16 protein-coding genes are annotated in these 22,156 nt (G+C 50.8%); 7 read left to right on the top strand and 9 right to left on the bottom strand.

Annotated elements, in window-relative coordinates:
- Positions 1-446 precede the first annotated feature (446 nt).
- From P4D80_RS11915 to psbX, 4 genes are all read right to left on the bottom strand, one after another.
- A complete protein-coding gene (locus P4D80_RS11915) occupies positions 447-977 on the bottom strand; it encodes a TolB family protein (RefSeq protein WP_421659363.1) in 531 nt (176 codons plus the stop codon).
- Positions 978-1,020: 43 nt separating this feature from the next.
- Positions 1,021-1,578 (bottom strand): TolB family protein, encoded by a 558-nt coding sequence (locus P4D80_RS11920; protein WP_421659364.1) that lies wholly within the window; start codon positions 1,576-1,578, stop codon positions 1,021-1,023.
- Positions 1,578-2,366: a Ycf66 family protein gene (locus P4D80_RS11925; RefSeq protein WP_421659365.1), complete on the bottom strand. Its 789-nt coding sequence runs from the start codon at positions 2,364-2,366 to the stop codon at positions 1,578-1,580. Before P4D80_RS11925 ends, P4D80_RS11920 begins: the two co-directional genes overlap by 1 nt.
- A 557-nt stretch (positions 2,367-2,923) precedes the next feature.
- Positions 2,924-3,046 (bottom strand): photosystem II reaction center protein PsbX, encoded by a 123-nt coding sequence (psbX, locus tag P4D80_RS11930; protein WP_421659366.1) that lies wholly within the window; start codon positions 3,044-3,046, stop codon positions 2,924-2,926.
- 178 nt (positions 3,047-3,224) lie between these two features.
- Between psbX and P4D80_RS11935 the strand changes: the two genes are divergently transcribed.
- Positions 3,225-3,509 carry a YggT family protein gene (locus tag P4D80_RS11935; protein WP_421659367.1) on the top strand — a complete coding sequence of 95 codons (285 nt, stop codon included), beginning with the start codon at positions 3,225-3,227 and terminating at the stop codon, positions 3,507-3,509.
- 81 nt (positions 3,510-3,590) lie between these two features.
- Here the strand turns inward: P4D80_RS11935 and accC are convergent, their stop codons facing one another.
- Together accC and P4D80_RS11945 are read right to left on the bottom strand one after the other, a co-directional pair.
- A complete protein-coding gene (gene accC / locus P4D80_RS11940; RefSeq protein ID WP_421659368.1) occupies positions 3,591-4,949 on the bottom strand; it encodes an acetyl-CoA carboxylase biotin carboxylase subunit in 1,359 nt (452 codons plus the stop codon).
- A 307-nt stretch (positions 4,950-5,256) separates the two neighbouring features.
- Positions 5,257-5,970 (bottom strand): TIGR02117 family protein, encoded by a 714-nt coding sequence (locus P4D80_RS11945; protein WP_421659369.1) that lies wholly within the window; start codon positions 5,968-5,970, stop codon positions 5,257-5,259.
- Positions 5,971-6,497: 527 nt separating this feature from the next.
- On the opposite strand from P4D80_RS11945, the gene P4D80_RS11950 reads away from it, so the two are divergent.
- Positions 6,498-7,958, top strand: a complete 1,461-nt coding sequence (locus P4D80_RS11950; protein ID WP_421659370.1) for a tellurite resistance TerB C-terminal domain-containing protein — start codon at positions 6,498-6,500, stop codon at positions 7,956-7,958.
- Between the two features lie 13 nt (positions 7,959-7,971).
- On the opposite strand, the gene P4D80_RS11955 is transcribed toward P4D80_RS11950, so the two are convergent.
- The 3 genes from P4D80_RS11955 to fraC all read right to left on the bottom strand — a co-directional run bounded on the left by P4D80_RS11955 (position 7,972) and on the right by fraC (position 10,613).
- Positions 7,972-8,745 (bottom strand): ABC transporter permease, encoded by a 774-nt coding sequence (locus tag P4D80_RS11955; RefSeq protein WP_421659371.1) that lies wholly within the window; start codon positions 8,743-8,745, stop codon positions 7,972-7,974.
- A gap of 41 nt (positions 8,746-8,786) precedes the next feature.
- Positions 8,787-10,028 carry a DUF5357 family protein gene (locus P4D80_RS11960; protein ID WP_421659372.1) on the bottom strand — a complete coding sequence of 414 codons (1,242 nt, stop codon included), beginning with the start codon at positions 10,026-10,028 and terminating at the stop codon, positions 8,787-8,789.
- Positions 10,029-10,103: 75 nt separating this feature from the next.
- Positions 10,104-10,613 carry a filament integrity protein FraC gene (fraC, locus tag P4D80_RS11965; RefSeq protein WP_421659373.1) on the bottom strand — a complete coding sequence of 170 codons (510 nt, stop codon included), beginning with the start codon at positions 10,611-10,613 and terminating at the stop codon, positions 10,104-10,106.
- Here fraC and P4D80_RS11970 point away from each other — a divergent pair.
- From P4D80_RS11970 to P4D80_RS11990, 5 genes are all read left to right on the top strand, one after another.
- Entirely contained in the window at positions 10,554-10,748 is a 195-nt protein-coding gene (locus tag P4D80_RS11970; RefSeq protein WP_421659626.1) for a hypothetical protein, read from the top strand. The genes fraC and P4D80_RS11970 overlap by 60 nt on opposite strands.
- A gap of 267 nt (positions 10,749-11,015) precedes the next feature.
- Positions 11,016-14,555: a filamentous hemagglutinin N-terminal domain-containing protein gene (locus P4D80_RS11975; protein WP_421659374.1), complete on the top strand. Its 3,540-nt coding sequence runs from the start codon at positions 11,016-11,018 to the stop codon at positions 14,553-14,555.
- Entirely contained in the window at positions 14,542-16,338 is a 1,797-nt protein-coding gene (locus tag P4D80_RS11980) for a ShlB/FhaC/HecB family hemolysin secretion/activation protein (protein WP_421659375.1), read from the top strand. Before P4D80_RS11975 ends, P4D80_RS11980 begins: the two co-directional genes overlap by 14 nt.
- 192 nt (positions 16,339-16,530) lie before the next feature.
- Positions 16,531-19,395: a CHAT domain-containing protein gene (locus tag P4D80_RS11985; RefSeq protein ID WP_421659376.1), complete on the top strand. Its 2,865-nt coding sequence runs from the start codon at positions 16,531-16,533 to the stop codon at positions 19,393-19,395.
- Between the two features lie 909 nt (positions 19,396-20,304).
- Positions 20,305-22,149 carry an AAA family ATPase gene (locus P4D80_RS11990; protein WP_421659377.1) on the top strand — a complete coding sequence of 615 codons (1,845 nt, stop codon included), beginning with the start codon at positions 20,305-20,307 and terminating at the stop codon, positions 22,147-22,149.
- Positions 22,150-22,156 lie beyond the last annotated feature (7 nt).

Below are 22,156 nucleotides of genomic sequence, written 5' to 3' on the forward strand. Positions count from 1 at the left end.
AGGATGGGTTCGCTTTGCCAGCCCATGTGGGCATTGAGAATGAGAAGAAATTTGTGGAGGGTAATTTAGGGTGTGGACAACTTACCCACCAGTAAAGTGCGCGAACCAGGAATATACCCTTATGAAATAAATAGTAGTTGATCCGTTTTGATAAGGTATTTCCTTGTTTGTAATTTTTTTAATAACTAGCGACTGTCAACTATAGCTGTCACTAGGTTGTTTAGGACATTGGCTTTAAGGGGGTGTGGGGGCTTCGCCCCCAAGCCAGAGGTTCCACCCCTGCACTACATCCTGGGCCTGACGGCTATAGCTATACGTACGACACTAGGAATGAAAAAGAGAGTCAAGGGGAGTATTTTCAAATCAACCTCCCATAAACTTCGCCCAGCCCCAAGCATAAGACAAGCATAAGAATATTTCTCGATTCCCGACTTCCAATTTTCTAACTAGAAAAGTTTTATTAGGGGAGGCTCAGTTGGTTCAAGGGTTGCCCAAAGCGGTTGTAAAAAAACGATATCCCACTGACCAGCCTCACTGGACTGGAAAGCGATAATATTTCCATCGGCGCTAATGCTGGGGTTACGGACATCTGCCTTCAGGGTCTGGGTCAAGTTACGAAGCTGGCGGGTGTCGCGATCGTAGAAGTAAATATCCGACTGTCCTTCCCGGTTCCCGGTGAAGACAATAAAGCGTCCATTTTCAGAAACGGCTGGACTCTCTGCCACCATATCAATTGCGTTCAATCCGGGAAGCTCGAGCAGGTAGCGAGTGACTGTGTCGTAGAGGTAAACATCCTGGCTACCGCGACGGTCAGAGATAAAGACGATATAGCGACCTGCAATCTTTGGATTGGACTCTGTATAGGGGCTATTAAGGCTGCGTCCACCGGGATCGTAGGGAAAACTAATCAATCGTGGCCCTACACAGCCATGGAGCAAACTGGCAAGAAGCAGAGTTGGTAGAAAACGGGATTTCACGATTCAGGAGTCAAGGGCTGGGAGCTAGAGGCTAACTTTGAAATTAGGGCGATGCTCCAGGTGAAGGCCGAGATCGCTGAAAGTCAGGAATGTCCAGTTCCACACCAGGCCCCCGGTCAATCACTTCAATGTCCCACTGACCACGAATGCCGGTTTCAAAGGCGATGTAGCGACCATCGGGGCTAATGCTAGGATTACGGAACCAGCCCCGGTAACCTGCCGTTAACACCTGGGGCAGTTGGGTTGCCCGATCATACAATTCAATTTCGGGGCGGGCGCTGTCGCTGGCAACGTAAACAATGTACCGTCCGGTGTAACTGAGGCTGGGCGATTCGGCGATCGCATCCCGGCGGTTTAAGCGAGGCAAATTCAAAAACTGCCGCTGCTTCAGGTCATACATTAGAAGGGCGCGAGTGCCATTACGGTTTGATACGAACGCCACGTAGCGGCCATCCCCACTTAAAGCAGGTTGCTCATCGTTGTAGCGGCTATCAAGCTCAGCGGGGCCGACTGACACATTAGGCTGACTGCATGCGGTTGCCAGCCCGATTAAGCTAACATTCAAAAATTTCATCAGCCAACGACTGATGCCTTTGCCCATTAGTAATTTCCCCAGTTATCCTCTTCGTCATCGATGGGGCGATAATCTACATACTCTGAGGAAGATACTTCGGCATCCATACCGCGATCGCGAGGAGGAATCGGCTCTTCAGAAGATGGGCGGGAGCGTCGGGGTCGGCTGGTACTGACAGATTCACTATTGGGACGGGAAGAACTTCCTCGACTACGACTGGGCCGATCCTCGCGGAAATCAATATCATCGGGGCTAGCTGGATAATCTACGGGTCGCTCAGGGCGATTCCGAGTTCTGCTTATGCGACGGGGGCGATCGCCCGGTCCCAACCGCTCTTCACCGCTGATACGATTGGAAGTGCGACGAGGACGCACGTCGTCCTCATAATCATCCCGGTTAGACCGGGGCTCGCGGCTACCCGGAATCCGGCGCAGTCGGCGTTCTTCGTAGGGATTAAGCTCATCAAATTGGGCTTCTTGATAGGCACGGTAAACCGGGCTGACAGGACGCTCATCATCCACAATGGGAGTGTTGCGTTTCGCCTGCTGAGTAGCGACTCCCCGCAACCGGATGCCGTCATAAGCATAAAAGACGGCTGAACCAGCCAGAAGAAACTGGAGAAATTGAAGAATCGGGTCAAGTCGCCATCCTTGGAAAAAGAGAATACCACCGCTGAGTAGGGCCACTGCTGCAAAAAAGATGTCGTGGTCACGGGCGAGGGCCGGACGCTGGGATCTCAATAAATAAAGGGCCGCGCCTGCCACTGCAAGTGCAATGCCCAAAAGACTGCCCGGATTTAGCCCGATGTTTACCATCGCAAATTTCCCCTACGTACATTCTAATGGTAGCGAGTGAAGCCCAAAATCTCAAAGTTTCGGTAGACAGACACATCTGCAAATTTTGCAGGTGTACCCCACTTTTATACCCACAAACGAGCAACTGAATAGCAATCTGAAACAGAAGGTGCCTTAAAAAGTTGGACCTTTCTGTAGTGACATTTCATGGAATGTCTTCACAGATTGACATGATACTCATCAATTTAGAGTGTTCCCCAAAACAAAGCCATTCAAAAAAGCCTCAGTTACCGTAGAGAGCAGATGCCTCTGTCCCCTACTTTAACCTGAGGTTTTTGAGATGTATCTACCTATTTTGTGTCAACCATCGGCCTGGAAGGTTGATATAGCGGTAGTTGTTGCGGTTAGGACGAGGTGCAGGGGTGGAACCCCTGGCTGGGGGCACCGCCCCACCCCCCCTTTAAGCCCAATATCCTAACGCGTTTGCGTAGAACTATAAAACTAGTGTTGCAAACACTAAATCTTACAACATGGGGGCGAGGCCCCTCCATCGTCTTCAAAACTTTTGGTTTGATCCACTAGAAAGAGCGCTTAATCTTATCTTTCTGGCTAATAAAAATTAGAGCCGCTGTGACTGGAATGACCACAATAACAGCTCCCAAAACTAAGCTCCACAAGAAATTTACTAAAGACGGAGTCATGGATTTCTTTACCTCTATCAACAACCATTTGTTCCTCATAATTTTAACGGTCTGTTACGCGCTTGAGAAGCAGGGAGAGGAAGGTTTTTGGAGCAAATTTTTAGGGATGGAGGGCTGGGATAGGCGATAGAATGGTAAGGCGTATTGTTTACATCACTTAAAGGTTTGGGAAAGGGTTATGGATGCTGTGGCGATCGCTTCCTGGGGGCTGGGGATTTTGCTAGCACTGATGACGCTTCTGTTCATTTTCCGCATCGTGCTGACCTGGTATCCCCAAACTGACCTGAATCGCTTCCCCTTCAATTTGATTGCAATTCCAACTGAACCCTTTCTGGCCCCTTCCAGAAAAATCGTGCCCCCACTTGGCGGTGTGGACATTACTCCCATTATCTGGGTTGGCATCTTCAGCCTGCTGCGAGAAGTGTTATTGGGGCAGCAGGGTCTATTAAGAATAATGTTTTAGTCAGCGTTTCATCTCAGCGTTTCATCATGGAACGTCCCTACAGAAAATGAATTGCAGATTTTGAACACTGTTTAGGAGTTGTCATTTCTGGCCTCTCTGTTGCATTAACTGCTCAACAAAATTGGTATAAACGTCTCCCGTTTGAAATTCTGGGGTTTCCAGGATTTTCTGATGGAAACCGATGGTGGTGGGTAAACCGGTGATGGCACATTCCCGGAGAGCACGTCGCATGCGACGGATGGCGGCGGGGCGATCGCTACCCCAGACAATGAGTTTGCCAATTAAGGAATCGTAGTAGGGGGGGATTTCGTAGTCAGTATAAACATGAGAATCCATTCGCACACCGGGTCCACTGGGAGGGAGGTAGCCACTGATGCGCCCCGGATTGGGACGAAAGTTATGGTCAGGGTCTTCGGCATTAATGCGGCATTCGATCGCATGTCCCCGCAGTGTGACCTGCTCCTGGGTTAAACTGAGGCGCTCTCCCTGGGCAATGCGAATTTGTTCCGCAATCAGATCGAGTCCTGTAATCATTTCGGTTACCGGATGTTCAACCTGGATGCGAGTGTTCATTTCCATGAAATAAAACTCGCCAGACTGATCCAGCAAGAATTCTACTGTCCCTGCGCCGACGTAATTAATTGCCCTGGCGGCCAGGACTGCCGCCACTCCCATTTTCTCCCGCAGAATTGGGGTTAAGGCTGGACTGGGAGCTTCTTCCAGCAATTTTTGGTGACGCCGTTGGATGGAACATTCCCGTTCGCCCAAGTGAATTACATTTCCGTAGCTGTCGGCGAGAATTTGAAACTCGATGTGGCGGGGCTTCTGGACAAACTTCTCAAGATAAACACCAGGGTTGCCAAAGGCAGCTTCCGCTTCTCCCTGGGCAGCGGCGAAGAGCTTGCTCAGGTCTGCGTCTTCGTGTACCAGACGCATGCCACGCCCACCGCCACCTGCTGTTGCTTTGATAATGACGGGGTAGCCAATTTTGCGAGCGATCGCCCGTGCTTCCGCCTCATCCGTCAGCAGTCCAACACTCCCTGGCACAGTGGGAACCCCAACCTGCTGCATCGTTTTCTTAGCAGTGGATTTATCGCCCATGGCTCGAATCGCTTCGGGGGAGGGACCGATAAAGACAATCTGGTGGTCAGCACAAATCTCCGCGAAACGGGCATTTTCTGCTAGAAAACCATAGCCGGGATGAATCGCTGTGGCGTTGCGGGTCAGGGCGGCAGCAATGATATTTGGGATATTCAGATAGCTCTTACTGCTGGGGGGCTCACCAATGCAAACCGCCTCGTCTGCCAGTTGTACATGAAGGGAATGGCGGTCAATGGTTGAGTGAACTGCAACGGTCGCGATCCCCATCTCCTCACAGGTGCGGAGAATTCTCAGGGCGATTTCTCCACGATTCGCAATCAAGATTTTTGAAAACTGCATCTCTTATCCACTCATTCCGTATTGAGTAGAATAGACGGTTCTGAGGATCGCTTGAAAGGGAATTTTAAGAAAACCACCCCTTCACCACCTAAGTAGGTAGTCATAACTAATTGTAAAAGGGGAGTGGGGGTGCTGCCCCCAGGCAGGAGGTTTCACCCCCTCCATCCCGAAATTATCCTTGTTGGGCCTAGCTACTTACTACCTGTCCCTCCGGTGTTGCTGAATTTGGGTATGAAATAGATGCAGTATGCTCGAAATTTCGTTTCGATTCATACTGCTTTTCAGCAACGCCGCCCCTCCTCACCCTTTACCATTTTTCTTCTTGGCAGCTACAGCCGTTGCGCAGATGAAACATGACAGCGGGAGCCAGTCCGCCCCAAACAGGGGTGTTGACATTTGCAGCCCGAAGTGCGTCGGCGGTCCAGGAGTTGCAGGTTTTTAGCATTGAGTACTTGCCAGTGGCGGCGTAAAATCCGCTTTCTCCATCGTGGCCGCTACCCAATCGCAACTTTTGTCCTTGGGGATCAACTTGAAATGAGGCTTCAATGAATTGCATCATGGCCAGATAATCAGTATGGCCGAGGCTGATGCATCTGAGTTCTTCGCCTGGGTAACGGGGAACGCTGGAGTGAACCTTGACAAACATAGCGGCGGGGTTCTGCAGGAACAGGGCCCTGAGCGCGCTGGCAATGCTCATTTCCGCCCAGGAGGGGGTTTCCATGTAGAAGATGCGATCGCCCCAGCCAAATTGGAGATAGCGGTAATCGTCGGCGGGACGGTTACCAATTTCCTCCAGATCCAGATACTTCTCCCAATTAAACACAACGGTTTGCACGGGAACAATCAGGTTGGTATGCATGACGCCACCAGAGACATAGATTTTCAAGCCACAATCTCCACTAGAGGGCAGTTTGCCCCACTTGCGTGGAGTGAGCGCAGCGATCGCCAGTAATGCCACAATCGTGAGAATGCTACCAGACACGTACACGCCAATCCGTCTTAAAATAACCGTGCGTCTCATCAATAGAACTCTTACAGTCCTTCAAGATAAAGTCTGAACAGACTATCTCCCAATTACAGAAAATTAACCTCAGTATGAGGTAGACCTTAAGAGGTAATGATGAGCAGCACTACTTGCTATCAATTCCCAACCGTAACAATCATTAAGATTTGAGCCCTACCTGTATGAAGGAAATGGGGCGGAGGTAATCCGGAGAATGGCATAAATAAACACAACTCATGTTCAAAAGCCATTCTGGGAAGGACGATTCCAACAAATTTAAAGCAACAAAATTTAGCAGTTAATCTACCATTAAGCCATTCTCTTATAGAGGGCGTACCATGAAGAGACATTCCAACAGAATGGTTCCCAGTAAGTAGGTAGTCACAGTTAATTTGTAAACGGGGGGAGTGGGGGCTGCGCCACCAGGCAGGGGGTTTCACCCCCTGCCCCCAAAAACTATCCTTGAATTTAATTGCGCCTAGCTACTTAGTACGTTGTACGTTTTGACGGAACTTTTTGGATGCCTCCCATATTGAACATCCACCATGCTAAGAAATCGGCTTCTCCTGGGGTTTGTTGCCTTTGGCATTAGCTTTGGCATTAGCTGGGCAGCAGACCGTAATCTCAACAGAGCACTTGTCTCAGGTTTGACCACCTTGCCTGCGGCGGTGATTGCTTCTACTCTGGTCGATCGCCAGCATCAGCGCAAGATGACTGCCAGGATTGCCAACCTCAAAGGCTACATCCGAACTCTGCGCAAGCAGCAAGCAGAAACCTACAAGGCTTACGTGAACCTGATGGCTGAGAGGGAGCGGCTCGCGCTAGAATTCAAGCCGGTTCAGGCTCAGGCCATTCCACTTCAGCTTCCGCCCGCCCCTGCCCTGGCTGCTAAGAAACCGATCAGTTGGGATCTTTCTAGCCCCGTGGAGCGAGAACCGACGATTGAAGTGAAGCCTTACGAACTTCCCACAGAAATTCAAACGCCGTCTAAGGCTGCAATTTCTGCAAAGCAGCCTGTTCCGGTAGAAACGGAGTTAAACCAGGTATTGGTTGAGGCGGCGGCAGCGAAACGGAAGATTGAAGCCAATCTCAAGTCGCTTCAGGCAGAACTGAGTCAGTTGCAGACCCAGGTCAACCAGCAACGTCAGGCACGAGACAAATTGTCCCAGGAACTGGCTGATTTACAGCAGCAAAAGCAACAGTTAGCAGCAGAAGCTGTGACCCTCCAGAAAAATGTGAATGATTTGAAACGTTGTCAAAAGGAGCTGGCTCAGTATCTATCGGAGGCAGAGGTCAGAAGGAAGGAGTTAGACCAGGGAACAAATTCTTTGCAAATTGCACTGAAGCAACTCCAGGCCCAGGTCAGTGCCCATCAGGAGGATCTGCGCCGATTAGAGATTCAGATTGGCGATCGCCGCCAGCAAAAGGAGGAACTGGAACAGCAATTAGCGGTGCTGAACTCCCAACATCAGGCATTGAAGGAGCGCCCTGTTTACCCTGTGCACTCACCCGCTGAGAAGAACGGGAATGCTAAACAGCCCAATCCTGTGACGAATGGAGCTTCTGGTAATGGTAACACCTCTAAACAGGCCAACTCTCACCCCAAGACGTCTGCTGTTGCCAGTTCTTCAGTGCAGGCGGTTGCCCAACCTTTACCCTCGACCTCTGAACCAGTCAAATCTGGAAAGCCAACCCCTGAACCAGCTAAATCTGAGAAGCCAGCTCCTGAACTTGCAGATGGGTGGGATGAGCTAATCGAGCAATTGCCGGAGTACGAGTTTCAGGTGTTGCGAGCGATTGTGGAGCAGAATAACCCGGCAGGCTTGATTAAAAAGATTGCTGAAGATAATTTGACCATGCCAGAGATGCTGATTGATTCCATCAATGAACGGGCTCTGGAAACTGTCGGCGACATTATTATCGAGCCAGGAAGTGGTCCTGGTTCTGCTGCGATCGCCCGCGAACATCTGCGGGCAGTTAAGAAGCTGATCAAAAATCACGGTTAACGGTTATTTAATCTCAAAACTCCCGCAAGGAGAAGATCAGCGTTGCAATCGCCAATAGCAGCACAATGTAGAGGAACCCATAGCCCGCATTTGCCAGTAGCGTCTCAATGCCGGGAATTTGACCGTAGACTGCCTGGTTTTTGAGATCGAGTCGGGCCAGATCGGGAAGCACCAGGTAAAGCCCTCTGGTGAGGGTTTCAATAGTGGGATTTTTACTTAACGTGCCCAGCGTGACCAGGTCGCGAGTGAAGTTCCCCATTAGGTAAACAGCGAAGGTCAGCAGGGTTGCCAGTAGGGAACTGGTAAACACTCCAAAGGCGATCGCCACGGCAGTAATCAGAGACAACTGGAAGAACAGGTAAAGAGCCGACACCAGAATACTGCCGATTGGATAGGGAATCCGATTGAGCGACAGTATTCCCAGGTAAATGAGAGTCATTGCTGCAATAAGTACCGCCAGAACTGCGGATAGCCCTAAATGCTTACCCACAATAAATTCCGCTCGACTGATGGGCTTGGCAATCAGGACCAACACCGTTCGTTTCTCAATTTCCTTGTTGACCAGCCCGGTACCCACAAAAACGGCAATGACCAGACCCAACAAGCTCATCGCTGCCAGTCCCACATCCAGAATGATTTTGTTCTCAGTAGTGGCAGCGACTTCCGGAAGCAGGCGGGCACAAACCCCTAGAAAGATGGCAAACAGCCCAACCAGGTAAAGGACGCGATCGCGAATCACTTCCCGAAACACATTGGTGGTAATGACCAGAGTTCTACCAGGGTTCATGCATTTGCCCTAAAATTCGCCAAATTGATCATAATGCTCAATTACCAGCTCTTATTGCCTTTATCGGATTCAGGGTCAGCTGGAGGTGGAGCTTGCGATTCCGCTTCGGATGCAGGGGTGGAATCTGGCTCTGGTTTCGGTACCATGTCTGGATCAATTCGTATGCGTGAGTAGTCGGGGCGTCCGGGGAACGGCCCATTCACATTTCCACATTCAACCTGGGCCAGCCCAGCAGTTGCGGAAGGAGGAGCAGCTTCATCAGGTGAAACCCGGTTACCAGGTGTTTTGCTAATCATGCAGGTCTTGGTTAGATAGTATCCAGCTCCATCGGGGGTTGGCCCCAACCATACCGCGAACAACTGCAATGCATACTCCGTCCCCGGCACTGGGCGTGCTTCCAACTCCCATAGCCTGTTCTCTTCTAACTCAGGAAGTTGGTTGAACACCTCCTGGCGCATCTCTGGCATGCGCTGATCAAGCTCAAACAGCCACCGCTCTACTTGAGACCAGGATCGTCCCTGTAACTCTTCTGTGATCAACTCTCCCATTCGCTCCAGCAGGGTTACCCCCCGTGGAGGGGGTTTATCTCTGGGGTTGAGATCAATTACTACTGCGCTTCTGCTTAAATCACTGGACAGGATGCTGGGGTATTGTTCAAGCCAATCCTGGGTTGAAAAGTAAAGCCCAATCCAGGAGCTTAACAACAAATTACTGAGCATTAATAGAATGATTTGCTGACGATCTTCTGGTTTTTCAGGAATGGCGTATTTAGGCCCAAGTTTGATGAATTTTGGAAGAATGGCAATGATGGTTGAAATAGGAGGCCAGCACACCAGGGCAACCGAAATGGGTCCTTCAGTTAAGCTACCGAACAAAAATATGCAAACCAGGGCACCTGTAATCCAGGGAGCAAAGTAAAAATTATAGATAGTCAAACTTTTCTTGACATTGATTTTAAGGTCGGGTGCTGCCTGTAGATTTTCTTCATGCATGAACCAGTGAACACCCGGTATTAGAAACAGCCAACCTACGGTAGCAATAAAACTATGGATAATTTGATTCCGAGGCAACATTGAAGTGACCCAGGAAAACACACTAATCCAGATCAATACCTGCCAGGAATCCCATCTGTCCTTGGGAGGTGTCACTACATTTTTGATCTGCTGAAATATCTCATTGATTGTCGAAACAATCTTTTTGGCGACATCAAAGGCAAAGACTGAAGTGACGGCAATCGCCAGGAGCAATACAATCGGAGCAAGAATCGCAAGCCAGAAAAGCATCTGAGAAATTGCTAAGCCAGGAATTAGCTGTGATAGCAAAACTGAATTGGTGATGCTGCCCATCTTACAAACATCTTACAAAGCTGAAAAGCGAGTTTGATCTAAAAAACGAGCCAGTAATAGTATTAGAATTACACTGAAACTACAGGCATTAGCAACCAGCAGGGCATAGGTTTTATCATTAGCTTTAACACCAATTACCCGATTTTTTCTGCCCCGAAATCTACCTACTTTTTCAACTTCTTCTTTGAGCTTTTTTTCGCTCTTTCCCAAGGCAGATTCTAATAACTCTAACCCTTTTAGCTCAATTAAAAAAGTGCCCATAAAGATGCCGAGAAGAGCTAATACTAAATTAGGAGCAACACTTGATTGCCAAAAGTTTGTGTAAAATCTTTCGAAAAAGAAGTAACTAATGAGTTCAAGTTTTAGATGGGGCGGAATGAACGGTTGAACGGCAAAGAAAACCAGCCAGCCCACAAAGGTCGAAAACAGATTTACCGTAGCTGAATACTGCATGCTGGTTTTATGTTCGATGCTCAAGAACCGATAGAGAACCAGCCCTTCTATCGCGATCGCTACCAACAAAAAGATGAACTGAAATGCGATCGCCCTCAGCGGCAGTGTATTAAACATCCAATCATCCTTTCGCCAGCCAATCGAGTAAAAATAGTACCCTCATTCTACTCACCACTCTTGCAATGGAAGCGTCTGATCGGGTAGTAAGGTGAAAGGAGTGGTGGAGTGATGGAGTAGGGGGTGGGCACCCATCCACCCATCTACTCGTTACTCCTCTCTAACAACTTTAATTAATTACTAAAAAATTAATCACTAAAGTGGGTTATTGACCTTCCTGGGTTGAAGGTGGTAAACCTCTAAGGGCATACCCCGTGTAATCCCGTAAACAGCAGATAGACGGAGTATCGCTTCCTATTGGTGTGAAGTTTAGTTAGACTCGGCATCGCAATTACCAACAAAGGTGGAGTTGAAATGCCTCGAAGCTGGAAGGCTGGAAACTACGGGGTAGGGTGGACAGTTGCGCTAGGTTTAATGGGTGCAATCGCCCCGTTTCAGATTTTGATTGGGCTGAGAGATCGAGCGATCGCTCAGATCGCTCCCGATGGTACATTAGGGGCAGAACAGTCGGTCATTACTCCCCAGGGCAACATTCGAGGGTTACCCGGAATTTTGATTGAAGGGGGTGCCCGGCGGGGCGCCAACCTGTTCCAGAGCTTTTCAGAATTCAATGTGGGCAGTGGTCAGAGAGTTTATTTTGCCAACCCGGCGGGGGTGGAGTCTATCCTCAGCCGCGTTACGGGACTTAATCCTTCCCACATTCTGGGAACGCTGGGGGTAGATGGCTCTGCCAACCTGTTTCTGCTCAATCCCAGAGGCATTCTATTTGGCCCCAATGCTCGATTGGATGTGGCGGGTTCCTTTGTCGCCAGCACCGCCAGTAAGCTGGACTTTGGCAATGGGTTGACCTTTAGCGCCACCCACCCTGAAGCGGTGCCGATGCTTACAGTTAGCCTGCGTCCAGGTTTGCAGTATGGCACAGCCTACCAGGGTAACATTTCCAGTGCCGGAAATTTGGCGGTTGGTGCAGGGCAAACTCTGGCCCTGGCTGGGAAAATAGTTAGTGTCACGGGAGGGCTGACCACACCGGGAGGAACAGTCCAGGTGTTGGGCGATCGCGTCTCCCTCCTGGAGAATGCCCGCATTAATGTCTCTGGTAGCAGTGGTGGCGGCAATGTCTTTATTGGTGGCAGTTTTCAGGGGAAGGGTCCCTTGCCAAACGCGATCAAAACCTACATCGGTCCGAACGTCACCATCAGTGCTGATGGCCTCAACCGCCCCAGCCCTCGTCCCCTCAGTCCCACTCCTGCCCACGGTGGTCGCGTCATCATCTGGTCAGACGGTACTACCCGCTTCGATGGCACCATCAGTGCTAGAGGAGGATTGGTTTCCGGTGATGGCGGTTTTGTGGAAGTGTCGGGTAAGCAAGATCTGATTTTCAATGGGTGGGTAGATGCAGGGGCGACGAATGGTAAACCGGGAACCCTGCTGCTGGATCCCACCAATATCGAAATCGTTGCTTTCGGTGGCGACCCTGGCAGTCTGGAAGATCTGCTCAGTATTCCTGGCAGTTCTGATCCCAAGTCATCCGGTACTGATGTAACCCGAATCAATGCAGCTCTGATCAATAACTTTCCGAATGATGTCATCCTGCAAGCTACGAATAACATCACCTTCAGTGCGCCCGTTAGCTTACGGGAAGGGTTGGGACTGGCGGCGATCGCAGGCAACGATATTTTTGTCAACAGCAATATTAGAACCCAGGGCGGATTTGTCACCCTCGATGCTCAACGAGGCAACGTGTTCATCAACGGGGCAACCGTCAGCACTGTCGATCCGGGTGACATTGGCGGTGATATTTCAATTTCGGCTCAGAAACAGGTTTCTCTGGTCAACAGCTTTTTGACTGCTCGCAGCAATAGCAGTGATCCAGGCTTTGCCGTCATCCGACTGACTGCACGGGAAGGTTCGGTTTCGTTAACCAACACCGAAATCAGCACGACCAACGATAACACTGCCGGGTTTGCGGGCGATATTTTCATTGATGCCCGCGATCAAATTTCTCTTTCAGCCAATAATCGGCTTTTCAGTCGCGGTGATTTTGGCCGCATTCTGCTGGGTGTCAGCAACAGTAGCGAACTCAATAACTGGCAAACTACCGATTTACCCGCCTCGATTCGCATCACTGACTCATTATTGAATACGGAGAATACAGGGGATACCAATCGAGGCAGAATCAGTGTTTTGGCCGCAGATCGGATTGATATTGAGGCCGGGAGTCGGTTGACCAGTCGCAGTAATAATAATGAAAGTAGCGATCCGAATGAATTCAGCCGGGTTGAAATTGTCGCCCGCAACGGTTCGGTTGGCATTGACCGCAGTTTGATCAGCACCACGAATGAAGGAAGGGGGTTTGCCGGAGATGTGATCATCTCCGCCCGCAATGAAATTTCAATTAACAATAGCAATGGTCAAACAGATGGGGGCATTTTTAGCCGGGGCAACCAGGGGCGAGTTTTGCTGGGGCGATCGAACAGTTTTGTAGACAGCTATCCCGACTTTTCCCCCAGTACCATTCGAATCAGCAATTCCGTCATCAATATCAACAACAGTTCCGTTGAAGGCAGTCCAGATGCCACAATCAATTCACTGCGGGTCTCGGTGCGGGCTGCCGACTCCATCACCATCACCAACGAGTCTGAAATTTCCAGCAGCACCGAGCGTCGCGGTAATGCGGGCACCGTCACTGTTGAAGCTCCCAATCGCATCACCCTCGACGATAGCCGCATCTTTAGCAATGTGGAAGAGAGTGGCATTGGAGATGCCGGGCGGGTTAGCGTGTCTACCGATTCCCTGTTTGTTTTCAATGGTGGGCAAATTCAAACCCTGGTTCGGGGACCGGGTGACGATGGACCTGCTGGACAAGGCAATGCGGGGGAGGTTTTCATTGATGCACCCAAGACCGTGCGGGTCATTGGCAGAAACGCAGGGGGATTTCCCAGTGCCATTTTTAGCCGGATCGAGGCAGGGGCAGAGGGAAGAGGGGGAAATGTGGGGATTGCAACGCGATCGCTCCATGTCCGCAGTGGGGGAAGAATTGGTGCCGATAATTTTGGTACCGGCGCTGCGGGTGATGTTTCCATCTCAGCCCTGGGTGTTTGGGTAGACAACCAGGCATCAATCAGTTCCAGCAGCCAGAACGGGCAGGGTGGAAACATCCTTCTGAACGTACCCGGGGCGATCATCCTGGGTCGAAATGGTGGTATTTCAACATCTACCCGTAGGGCGCCAACAGAAGGCGAACGGGCAGGCAACATTGCCATTGGAACTGGCAATCGTCTAAATGCCCCGACGGCTTTTGGCGATTTTGCCTTCCGGTTTGATCGCCCAATTCTGCTATTAGCGGGCAAAACAATTCGGGACAACAATATCAGTTCGGAAGGGTTTTTAAGTAACGGTGGCTTCATCCGGGTCAACGCTTTCCGCCTGCAAGATATTGCCCGTCGCAATGACTCTCCCTTCACCAATGACATTACAGCAGAGTCGATTTTCGGAGTATCGGGCGAGGTCGTGGTGAGTGCATTCAATATTTTCCCCTCCTTCCGAGTTGACCCCCTGCCAGAGCGCTACACCCCCCCCAGAGTGTCGGAAGGATGCGATCCACGAGTTCGACAGGAAACTAGCCGATTTGTTGTAACAGGTCGAGGCGGGTTGCCCTCTGACCCAACTGAGGTGTTGACTCCGGGGGTGATCGCTACTCCCAGTCCCCCTGCCTCCGTCTCTGCGGCCCCTGCTCCACCTACTAGTCCCATTTCCAACCTGATTAAACCTGCCCAGGGTTGGGTCAGAGATGGCAACGGTAATGTTCGGCTGGTAGCCGATGCCTCAAATTCGGCATCGGGCAATTCCTATCCTTTCTGGTCTGTGCCTACCTCCTGCTATGCCCCTTATTAAGTTGCTACTTATTCCAGTTCTACTTCGACTTGGGTCCAGGCTGGGGCTGGCTATTGGTTTCACTCTCCTGCTCTCCCAACCGCTGACAGCTCAGGAAGTTTCCCAGTCGCCGCTCCCCCGACCAGATCGTTCTCCCCAGCTCGAGCTGCCCCGAATCAATCAACCACCTTCGGTGCAGCCATTGCCAGAGGAGGTTCCAGAACCGCTACCCCCTCCCCCCTTAAACGATTTGCAACTGCCAACCCCTGCCCCCACCGAGGAAACTCCGGGCATTCCACAAACTGTTCGGGTTGAGCGTTTTGTCCTGGAAGGCAGCCAAGTCTTCAGCCAGGCAGAAATTGACGCGGCCACAAAGGATTTTATCGGTAGGGAACTTTCCTTCGCAGAATTGCTTCAAGCGGCAGAAACGATTACACAGCTATATATCAACCGGGGTTACATCACAACAGGTGCCTACATTCCTTCTGATCGCACCATTCAAAACGGCATTGTTCCCGTGCAGGTGGTGGAGGGGAGCGTTGCCCCAGAAGACATTCGGGTGCGATTTAAGGAAGGCACCAAACATCGGCTCAACCCTGAATACATTCGCAAGCGACTGGCACTGGCGACTCGCAAACCCCTGAACCGGGAGAAACTGCTAGAAGCCCTGCAACTGTTGAAACTCAATCCTTTCATTCAGGATATTCAGGCGGAACTGGCGGCCAGTCCCCGTTTAGGGCAGAGCATTCTAGATGTGGAAGTGGTGGAAGGGAAAACGTTCAATGCGGTGCTGCTACTGGACAACGGGCGATCGCCCAGCGTTGGCAGTTTTCGCCGTCAGCTTCAGGTTAGCATCGGCAACCTGACTAGCTGGAGTGATAACCTGCTTCTGTTCTTTACCAACACCAACGGCAGCAACGCCGGAGATTTGAGTTACACGCTGCCGATCAATCCCCGTAATGGTACCCTCACCTTTAACATGGGCATTGCGCGCAGCAAAATCATTGAGGAACCCTTTGACCTTCTGGATATCCGCTCCCGCTTCCGTTACTTTGAGCTAAGCTTCCGTCAACCGCTGCTCCAGACTCCCACTCGCGAATTTGCCCTGGGTCTCACCTTCACCCGTGAAGAAAGCAAAGCCACGATTGTGGATGACGAAATTCCGTTTCCGGTGCCGGGGTCCGATTTTGAAGGGCGTTCAGTGGCGAATGTCCTGCGGTTCTTTCAAGACTGGACCAGACGCAGTGAACAGTCCGTATTTGCGCTGCGATCGCAATTCAGCTTTGGCCTACCCATTCTGGGCTACACCGACAACGAAGAAGCTCCCGATAGTCAATTCTTTGCCTGGCGTGGACAGGCTCAGTGGGCGCGGCTACTGGCTCCAGATACGCTGTTATTGCTGCGGAGCGATGTGCAACTGGCAGACCGGGCACTCATCCCCGTTGAGCAATTTGGCTTGGGCGGTCCTTTCAATGTGCGCGGCTATCGTCAAGACGCCATCCTGTCAGACAATGGCATATTGGCCTCCGCCGAAGTCCGCATCCCCATCTGGCGGATTCCCAGTATCAACGGTCTACTCCAGGTTGCTCCCTTCGTAGACCTGGGGACCACCTGGAACCGCTCTGACGACCCCGAACCCGACCCCAATACTCTCGCTTCCGTTGGAGTGGGGCTACGGTTTCAGATGAGCGATCGCCTCAGTGCCCGCTTTGACTGGGGCCAGCGCCTGATTCCCATTGGCGGAGAAAAGAAGACTCTCCAGGAAAAAGGACTTTATTTTTCGTTGATTTATAACTTCTTTTGAGGGGAAGGAAAAAAGAGGAAAAAGGAGTTTAGAGGAGGAATACGGAAGAGGAAGAGAGGATGCGTGATGAGGCGACAACTAAAGGGAAAACGAATTGGGATAGACAGAAGTATTTGGGACAGAAGCATTTGGGTAGGTGGCAGGAGGAACCTCAGACGGATAGGTAATTTTGCCACGCATCTCAGTCATCTGGTGTCTGTCAATCATTCCAGGGATTGGCTGCTCCAATCAGGTCAGTCGATACAGGGATCACTGACCAGCTATACTCGTCGCTCCTTCCGGTGGCTTCTGGCGATCGCCACTGCCCTTCTCTTCTTGATCGCTATCTCACCCACCCTTGCTGAACTTCCCGCCTCCCCAGCTCTCCTTGACCAGGGCACCCGTCTTTATGAAGCTGGACAGTTTGAGCAGGCAGCGGAAACCTGGCAAAAGGCTGCCGCTGAGTTTGACCAGAGGGGCGATCGCTTGAATGCCATTCGTAGCCGCATCAATCAGGCCCAGGCATTGAAATCCTTGGGTGTCTATCGAGCCGCGATCGAAATTCTGGAAGCCCAGAACCAGCAGGTTGCTCCCGATTCCCCTGAAAAAGTGCAGATTTTGCGATCGCTCAGCGATGCTTACCTGTCCACAGGGGAACCAGCCAAAGCGCGAGAGGTTTTGAACTTCGCCTTAGCCTTTGTTCAGAAACAGGATGTGACCCAGGAATGGGTGAATTCAGAAAAAAGCAATCTTTATTTCACTCTGGGGTTGATTGATCGTGCTGAATTCAATCGCCTTCCGATTCAGAACCTCCTGCTTGATTCCACTCCCGAATCGCAACAAGCAGTGGAGTCTGTCCTGACCCTGCTCAAAAAAATTCGTCAAGATTTTCAGCAAGCAACGGGAACTTCACCCCTCATGACAGTCCAGGCAGAGCTGAACCAGATCAGCTTGCTGGTTACCAGTCTGCCCCAATTCAATCAGATTCTGCTGAACTCACTGGGAGAGAATACGACCGCCCTGGAAGAACTGAAAGATCTCCCCGTCACGCTTCTGCAAGACTTTTTCAATGTCCCCACCCTGAAACATGAACCCAATCTGGCCAGTCCGACCACTGCAGGTAATCTTCAAAAGTACACAGCCCTCAACGCCTTTAAGGATGAGACGGTTCAACTGATGGCTGATTTGCTGATGCTCGTTTTTCAGGTTCGGACTCCACTGGAAGGGTTGCCGCCCAGCCAGGCCGCGATCAATGCCCGGTTGAATTTTGCCCAGAGTCTAACGCGGCTAAGGTTGGTTGCAACTTCGGCCAACGACGTCGAGAGACAGCTCGTTACACTCCAACGCGCATTTGAACTATCCCAGGGGAAAAAGCCTGCCGGGGCGATCGCGCCCAAACCCAAACCTCTTCCTCCTCCCTTCTTAGCTGAACCAACCCAGCGAGAACTTCAGAATCTAATTCGCACTTCTCTGCAAGAGGCCGCCAGTGTCCTGAAACGAGTGGTAGTAGATGCCCAGACTTTGAAAAATCAGCGGGCTGAAGCCTATGCTCTGGCAGCTTTAGCAGAACTATATGGGCAGCAGGCCCAGGCCGGGCAGGGGCAGAACTGGTCAGATGTCGCAACCCTTTCCCGTCGCGCCATGTTACTGGCACAGGAAAGCAACGCGCCGGAAATTGCCTACCGGGTACAGCGATTACTAGGGCGGGCACTGAAGGAACAGGGAAATATTCAATCGGCGCGATCGGCCTATCGTTTAGCCGCCAGAACATTGCAGTCGGTTCGCGGGGATCTGGTTGGCACCAATCAGGATTTGCAATACGACTTCCGAGATAGTGTGGAGCCGGTTTACCGGGAAGCGGTTGAGGTTTTGCTACCGGCTCCTGGGGAACAACCCAATCAACAAGATCTGGAAGAAGCTCGCCAGTTCATTGAATCCCTCCAATTGGCAGAATTGGATAACTTCTTGCGAGAAGCTTGCGTCCAGGGACAAAAAGTTGCCCTCGACCAGGTTGTAGACCAGAATAACCCCAACACCGCCGTCATTTACCCCATTATTTTGCCGAAACAACGGTTGGGAGTGATTGCCAAAATCCCAGGCCAGAAAGCGTTGCGATACCACGCATTTGAAAATCTGGAGGTGGAATCAATCCTGCGCCAGTTTCAAAGCAATTTGAGGATTTATGGAGAAACAAATCAGTTGAAAACGTTAGCCCAAACGGTCTATCGCTGGTTGATTGAACCCTTCCAGGCTGAGTTGGAGCAAGGCGGAGTCGATACCCTTGTGTTTGTGCCCGATGGTTCATTCCGCAATGTGCCAATGGCTGCCCTCTTTGACGATCGCAACGGAAAATATCTGATCCAGGAATATGCGATCGCCATCAGTCCTGGATTGCAACTGTTTGACCCCAAATTTCTTGCCCAAACCCGACTCAATGTGCTGGCAGCGGGTAAAAGTGACTTCTCTGACCCAAAGTTGAATGAAAAGCTGCCTGAAACCAGCCGGGGACTTTTCAGTAACTTAGATGAGGTTGCTACCGAACTGAAAACCCTGGAAGAAAAGGTTCAAGCACAGATTCTCTACGAATCCAACTTTACCAGCCAAACACTCAAAACCAACATCATTGCGAATCCCTTCAACGTCGTTCATATCGCAACTCACGGTGTATTTGGCTATCGCAAAGATCAAACCTATATCGTTGCTGATGACGGTCCGATTAATGTGGATCAATTGAGTGAGATTTTGCGTAGCCGCGATCGCACGGGTGGTACATCAATTGAACTTCTGGTTCTGAGTGCCTGCCAGACTGCCGAAGGAGATAACCGGGTCACCCTTGGCTTATCAGGAATCGCCGTTCGTGCCGGAGCCCGCAGTGCGATCGGCTCCCTATGGAGCGTTAACGACAAATCAACCTCCATCATGATGGACAAACTCTACACCGAACTGGTAAGAGCCCAAACCACCAAAATCACTAAGGCAAAAGCGTTACAGGCTGCCCAACTCAGCCTTTTAGAAGATCCCATCTACAGACAACCCCTTTTCTGGGCCCCCTTCATCCTGGTTGGCAACTGGTTGTAGCAGACAGCTATAGACACTTATTACCAGGACTTATGCCTTTTGCCAAAACCTCGAAGATTTGGCATTGCTGAAAAACAGTATAGCGGTAGTCATTGTGGTTAGGACAGGGTGCAGGGGTTCCACCCCTGGCTGCGGGCGAAGCCCCCACTCCCTCTCTAATTCCAATGTCCTAACGCTCCCGCGTAGAGCTATATGAATCGAAACGAAGTTTCGAGCATACAGCACCTATTTCATACCCAAATTCAGCAACGCCGAAGATTTCAACGCTAATGTGGTTCATGAAGTGCAGTTTTAGGTTATGGCTATAGCAACATCAGTCACAGCGCCCCTCATTACAAAACTTTCCTCATTACAAAACTTTCAGAAGATTACGTTGCATTGTTTCAACCACCTGGGAATACTGGATCAGCATAATACCAATTCTCCAAGTGAAAGCTACAAATCAAAGCCCCACCTGCGGCAACTGCTCTCCTGGCTAATGGTCCGTTAAGACTACTTTGAGGGGTTGAAAACCCTCAAAACACTCTGGAAATGGATCTTATAGATTTGAGCTACCCTTCAAATCTATCCTGACGGAGTACTAGCGATATCCCCTAATTAGAGTTATGTTTTATACACAAATAATTCGTTTCTACTTAAAGTTTCTCAGACCTAATCCCAGCCCCTTCCCTGAGAAGGAAGAGGAATTCAAAGTCCCTCTCTGTCTAGGAAAAGGGTGTGGAGAGAAGTAAATTGACCTGTGTCACACGACAGTCTGCTAAGGGAAGAATGAAGGGCAGGTTAGAGAAGTCGGATGTGTAGTAATTAGAAAGTGAATAAGACATCTGTCAAAAAGCTAGCTTGTCACTGAATCATTCGTCATTGAGCCATCCAAAAGACGAATGACCAATATCTACTGGAAAACCAATTATGAGCGATCTATTCAAAGGCTTTGAACAACTTCTGGAATTGGCTAAAGCGTTAGAAGAAAAAGCCGAAAAAGGAGAACTAAAAACCGATATTCAAATCAATGCCCGCTCCCTCAGCAGCATTCCGCGTCAGGGCAATATTCCCAGTGGCGTTGGTGTCAGCCGGGCTCGCCCTCATCCGACTGCGACTTCCGCTCCATACACTTCTAATTCCGATGCTGATGTCAGCATTACTCCACCGTCCTGCGAAACGGAACCCCCAAGCGCTTCCCTAAAGGATGTGGGTGGATTGGCAGATGTCCTTAAAGAGCTGCGAGAATTGGTCGAAATTCCCCTCAAACGTCCAGATCTGTTAGCGAAATTGGGGTTAGAACCTCCCCGTGGTGTGCTGCTGGTAGGCCCACCGGGAACAGGGAAAACTTTAACGGCCCGTGGATTGGCGGAAGAGTTGGGGGTAAATTACATTGCAATCATTGGCCCCGAAATTATGGGTAAATATTATGGTGAAGCAGAAGGACGGTTACGCAGTATCTTTGAAAAAGCGGCCAAAGCATCCCCTTGCATCGTTTTTATTGATGAGATTGATAGCCTTGCCCCTGATCGCTCCAAAGTAGAAGGCGAGGTCGAAAAGCGCCTAGTGGCTCAGCTTTTGGGGCTAATGGATGGGTTTGCTAAAACTCAGGGGGTCATTGTCCTGGCTGCAACGAACCGTCCCGACCATCTTGATCCGGCTCTGCGTCGCCCCGGTCGGTTTGATCGAGAAGTTCAATTCCGTGTTCCTGATCGCAACGGTCGCCTCGAAATTCTTACTATTCTAACGCGCTCCATGCCCTTAGATCCCCTGGTCGAATTGGGGGCGATCGCCGATCTCACCGTAGGCATGGTGGGCGCAGACTTGAAAGCCGTCTGCCAGAAAGCCGCTTATAACGCTTTACGGCGTCAGGTTCCCTCCCTGCAAGCATCCCTTCCCAAAACGATGACAATTAATCGGGATGATTTCATGCAGGCCCTCAAAGAAGTGAAACCCTCCGTCCTGCGCTCGGTGGAAGTGGAAGCTCCTAACGTTGCCTGGGATGAAATTGGCGGCTTAGAAGACATCAAACGCATCCTGCAAGAATCGGTTGAAGGTGCGCTCCTGTATCCCGAACTGTATCAACACACAGGAGCCAAAGCACCCAGAGGGATTTTGCTCTGGGGACCGCCTGGCACAGGAAAAACACTCCTGGCAAAAGCCGTAGCATCCCAGGCACGGGCAAACTTCATCGCTGTGAATGGCCCTGAATTATTAAGTCGTTGGGTTGGTGCTGCCGAGCAGGAAGTGCGAGAACTTTTTAGAAAAGCCCGTCAGGCTGCTCCCTGTGTGGTATTTATCGATGAAATTGACACCCTCGCTCCTGCACGAGGAAGGTTTCAGGGAGATTCGGGTGTGAGCGATCGCGTTGTCGGCCAACTCCTCACCGAACTGGATGGTCTCCAGGAATGCGTCAACGTTCTGCTAATTGGAGCTACCAATCGTCCTGATGCCCTCGATCCGGCTCTTCTCCGCGCCGGACGGCTTGATCTCCAGCTAAAAGTGGACCTGCCCGACCTCAACAGCCGTTTTGCCATTTTGCAGGTTCATAACAGCGATCGCCCTTTAGCCCCTACTGTGGATTTATCCCTCTGGGCAGCCCAGACCGAAGGCTGGAATGGGGCTGACCTGGCCCTTCTCAGCAACCAGGCAGCCCTGGAAGCCATCCGCCGCTACCGTAGCCTCGGTCAAACCGATCCCGCCACAATCCAGATTTCTACGGATGACTTCACGGCGGCCTACCAATTACTCTCAACTCAGCGTCAGTCTGTGTAATTCTCTG

The organism is Leptothermofonsia sp. ETS-13 (assembly GCF_049200465.1).
Taxonomy (GTDB): Bacteria; Cyanobacteriota; Cyanobacteriia; order Leptolyngbyales; family Leptolyngbyaceae; genus Leptothermofonsia.

Coding starts and splice junctions, on each gene's coding strand:
- P4D80_RS11925 (WP_421659365.1), bottom strand. CDS start 2,366: ATGGTAAACATCGGGCTAAATCCGGGCAGTCTTTTGGGCATTGCACTT.
- accC (WP_421659368.1), bottom strand. CDS start 4,949: ATGCAGTTTTCAAAAATCTTGATTGCGAATCGTGGAGAAATCGCCCTG.
- P4D80_RS11950 (WP_421659370.1), top strand. CDS start 6,498: ATGCTAAGAAATCGGCTTCTCCTGGGGTTTGTTGCCTTTGGCATTAGC.
- P4D80_RS11960 (WP_421659372.1), bottom strand. CDS start 10,028: ATGCTTTTCTGGCTTGCGATTCTTGCTCCGATTGTATTGCTCCTGGCG.
- P4D80_RS11935 (WP_421659367.1), top strand. CDS start 3,225: ATGGATGCTGTGGCGATCGCTTCCTGGGGGCTGGGGATTTTGCTAGCA.
- P4D80_RS11955 (WP_421659371.1), bottom strand. CDS start 8,745: ATGAACCCTGGTAGAACTCTGGTCATTACCACCAATGTGTTTCGGGAA.
- P4D80_RS11990 (WP_421659377.1), top strand. CDS start 20,305: ATGAGCGATCTATTCAAAGGCTTTGAACAACTTCTGGAATTGGCTAAA.
- P4D80_RS11945 (WP_421659369.1), bottom strand. CDS start 5,970: ATGAGACGCACGGTTATTTTAAGACGGATTGGCGTGTACGTGTCTGGT.
- P4D80_RS11980 (WP_421659375.1), top strand. CDS start 14,542: ATGCCCCTTATTAAGTTGCTACTTATTCCAGTTCTACTTCGACTTGGG.
- P4D80_RS11920 (WP_421659364.1), bottom strand. CDS start 1,578: ATGGGCAAAGGCATCAGTCGTTGGCTGATGAAATTTTTGAATGTTAGC.
- P4D80_RS11970 (WP_421659626.1), top strand. CDS start 10,554: ATGTTCGATGCTCAAGAACCGATAGAGAACCAGCCCTTCTATCGCGAT.
- P4D80_RS11975 (WP_421659374.1), top strand. CDS start 11,016: ATGCCTCGAAGCTGGAAGGCTGGAAACTACGGGGTAGGGTGGACAGTT.
- psbX (WP_421659366.1), bottom strand. CDS start 3,046: ATGACTCCGTCTTTAGTAAATTTCTTGTGGAGCTTAGTTTTGGGAGCT.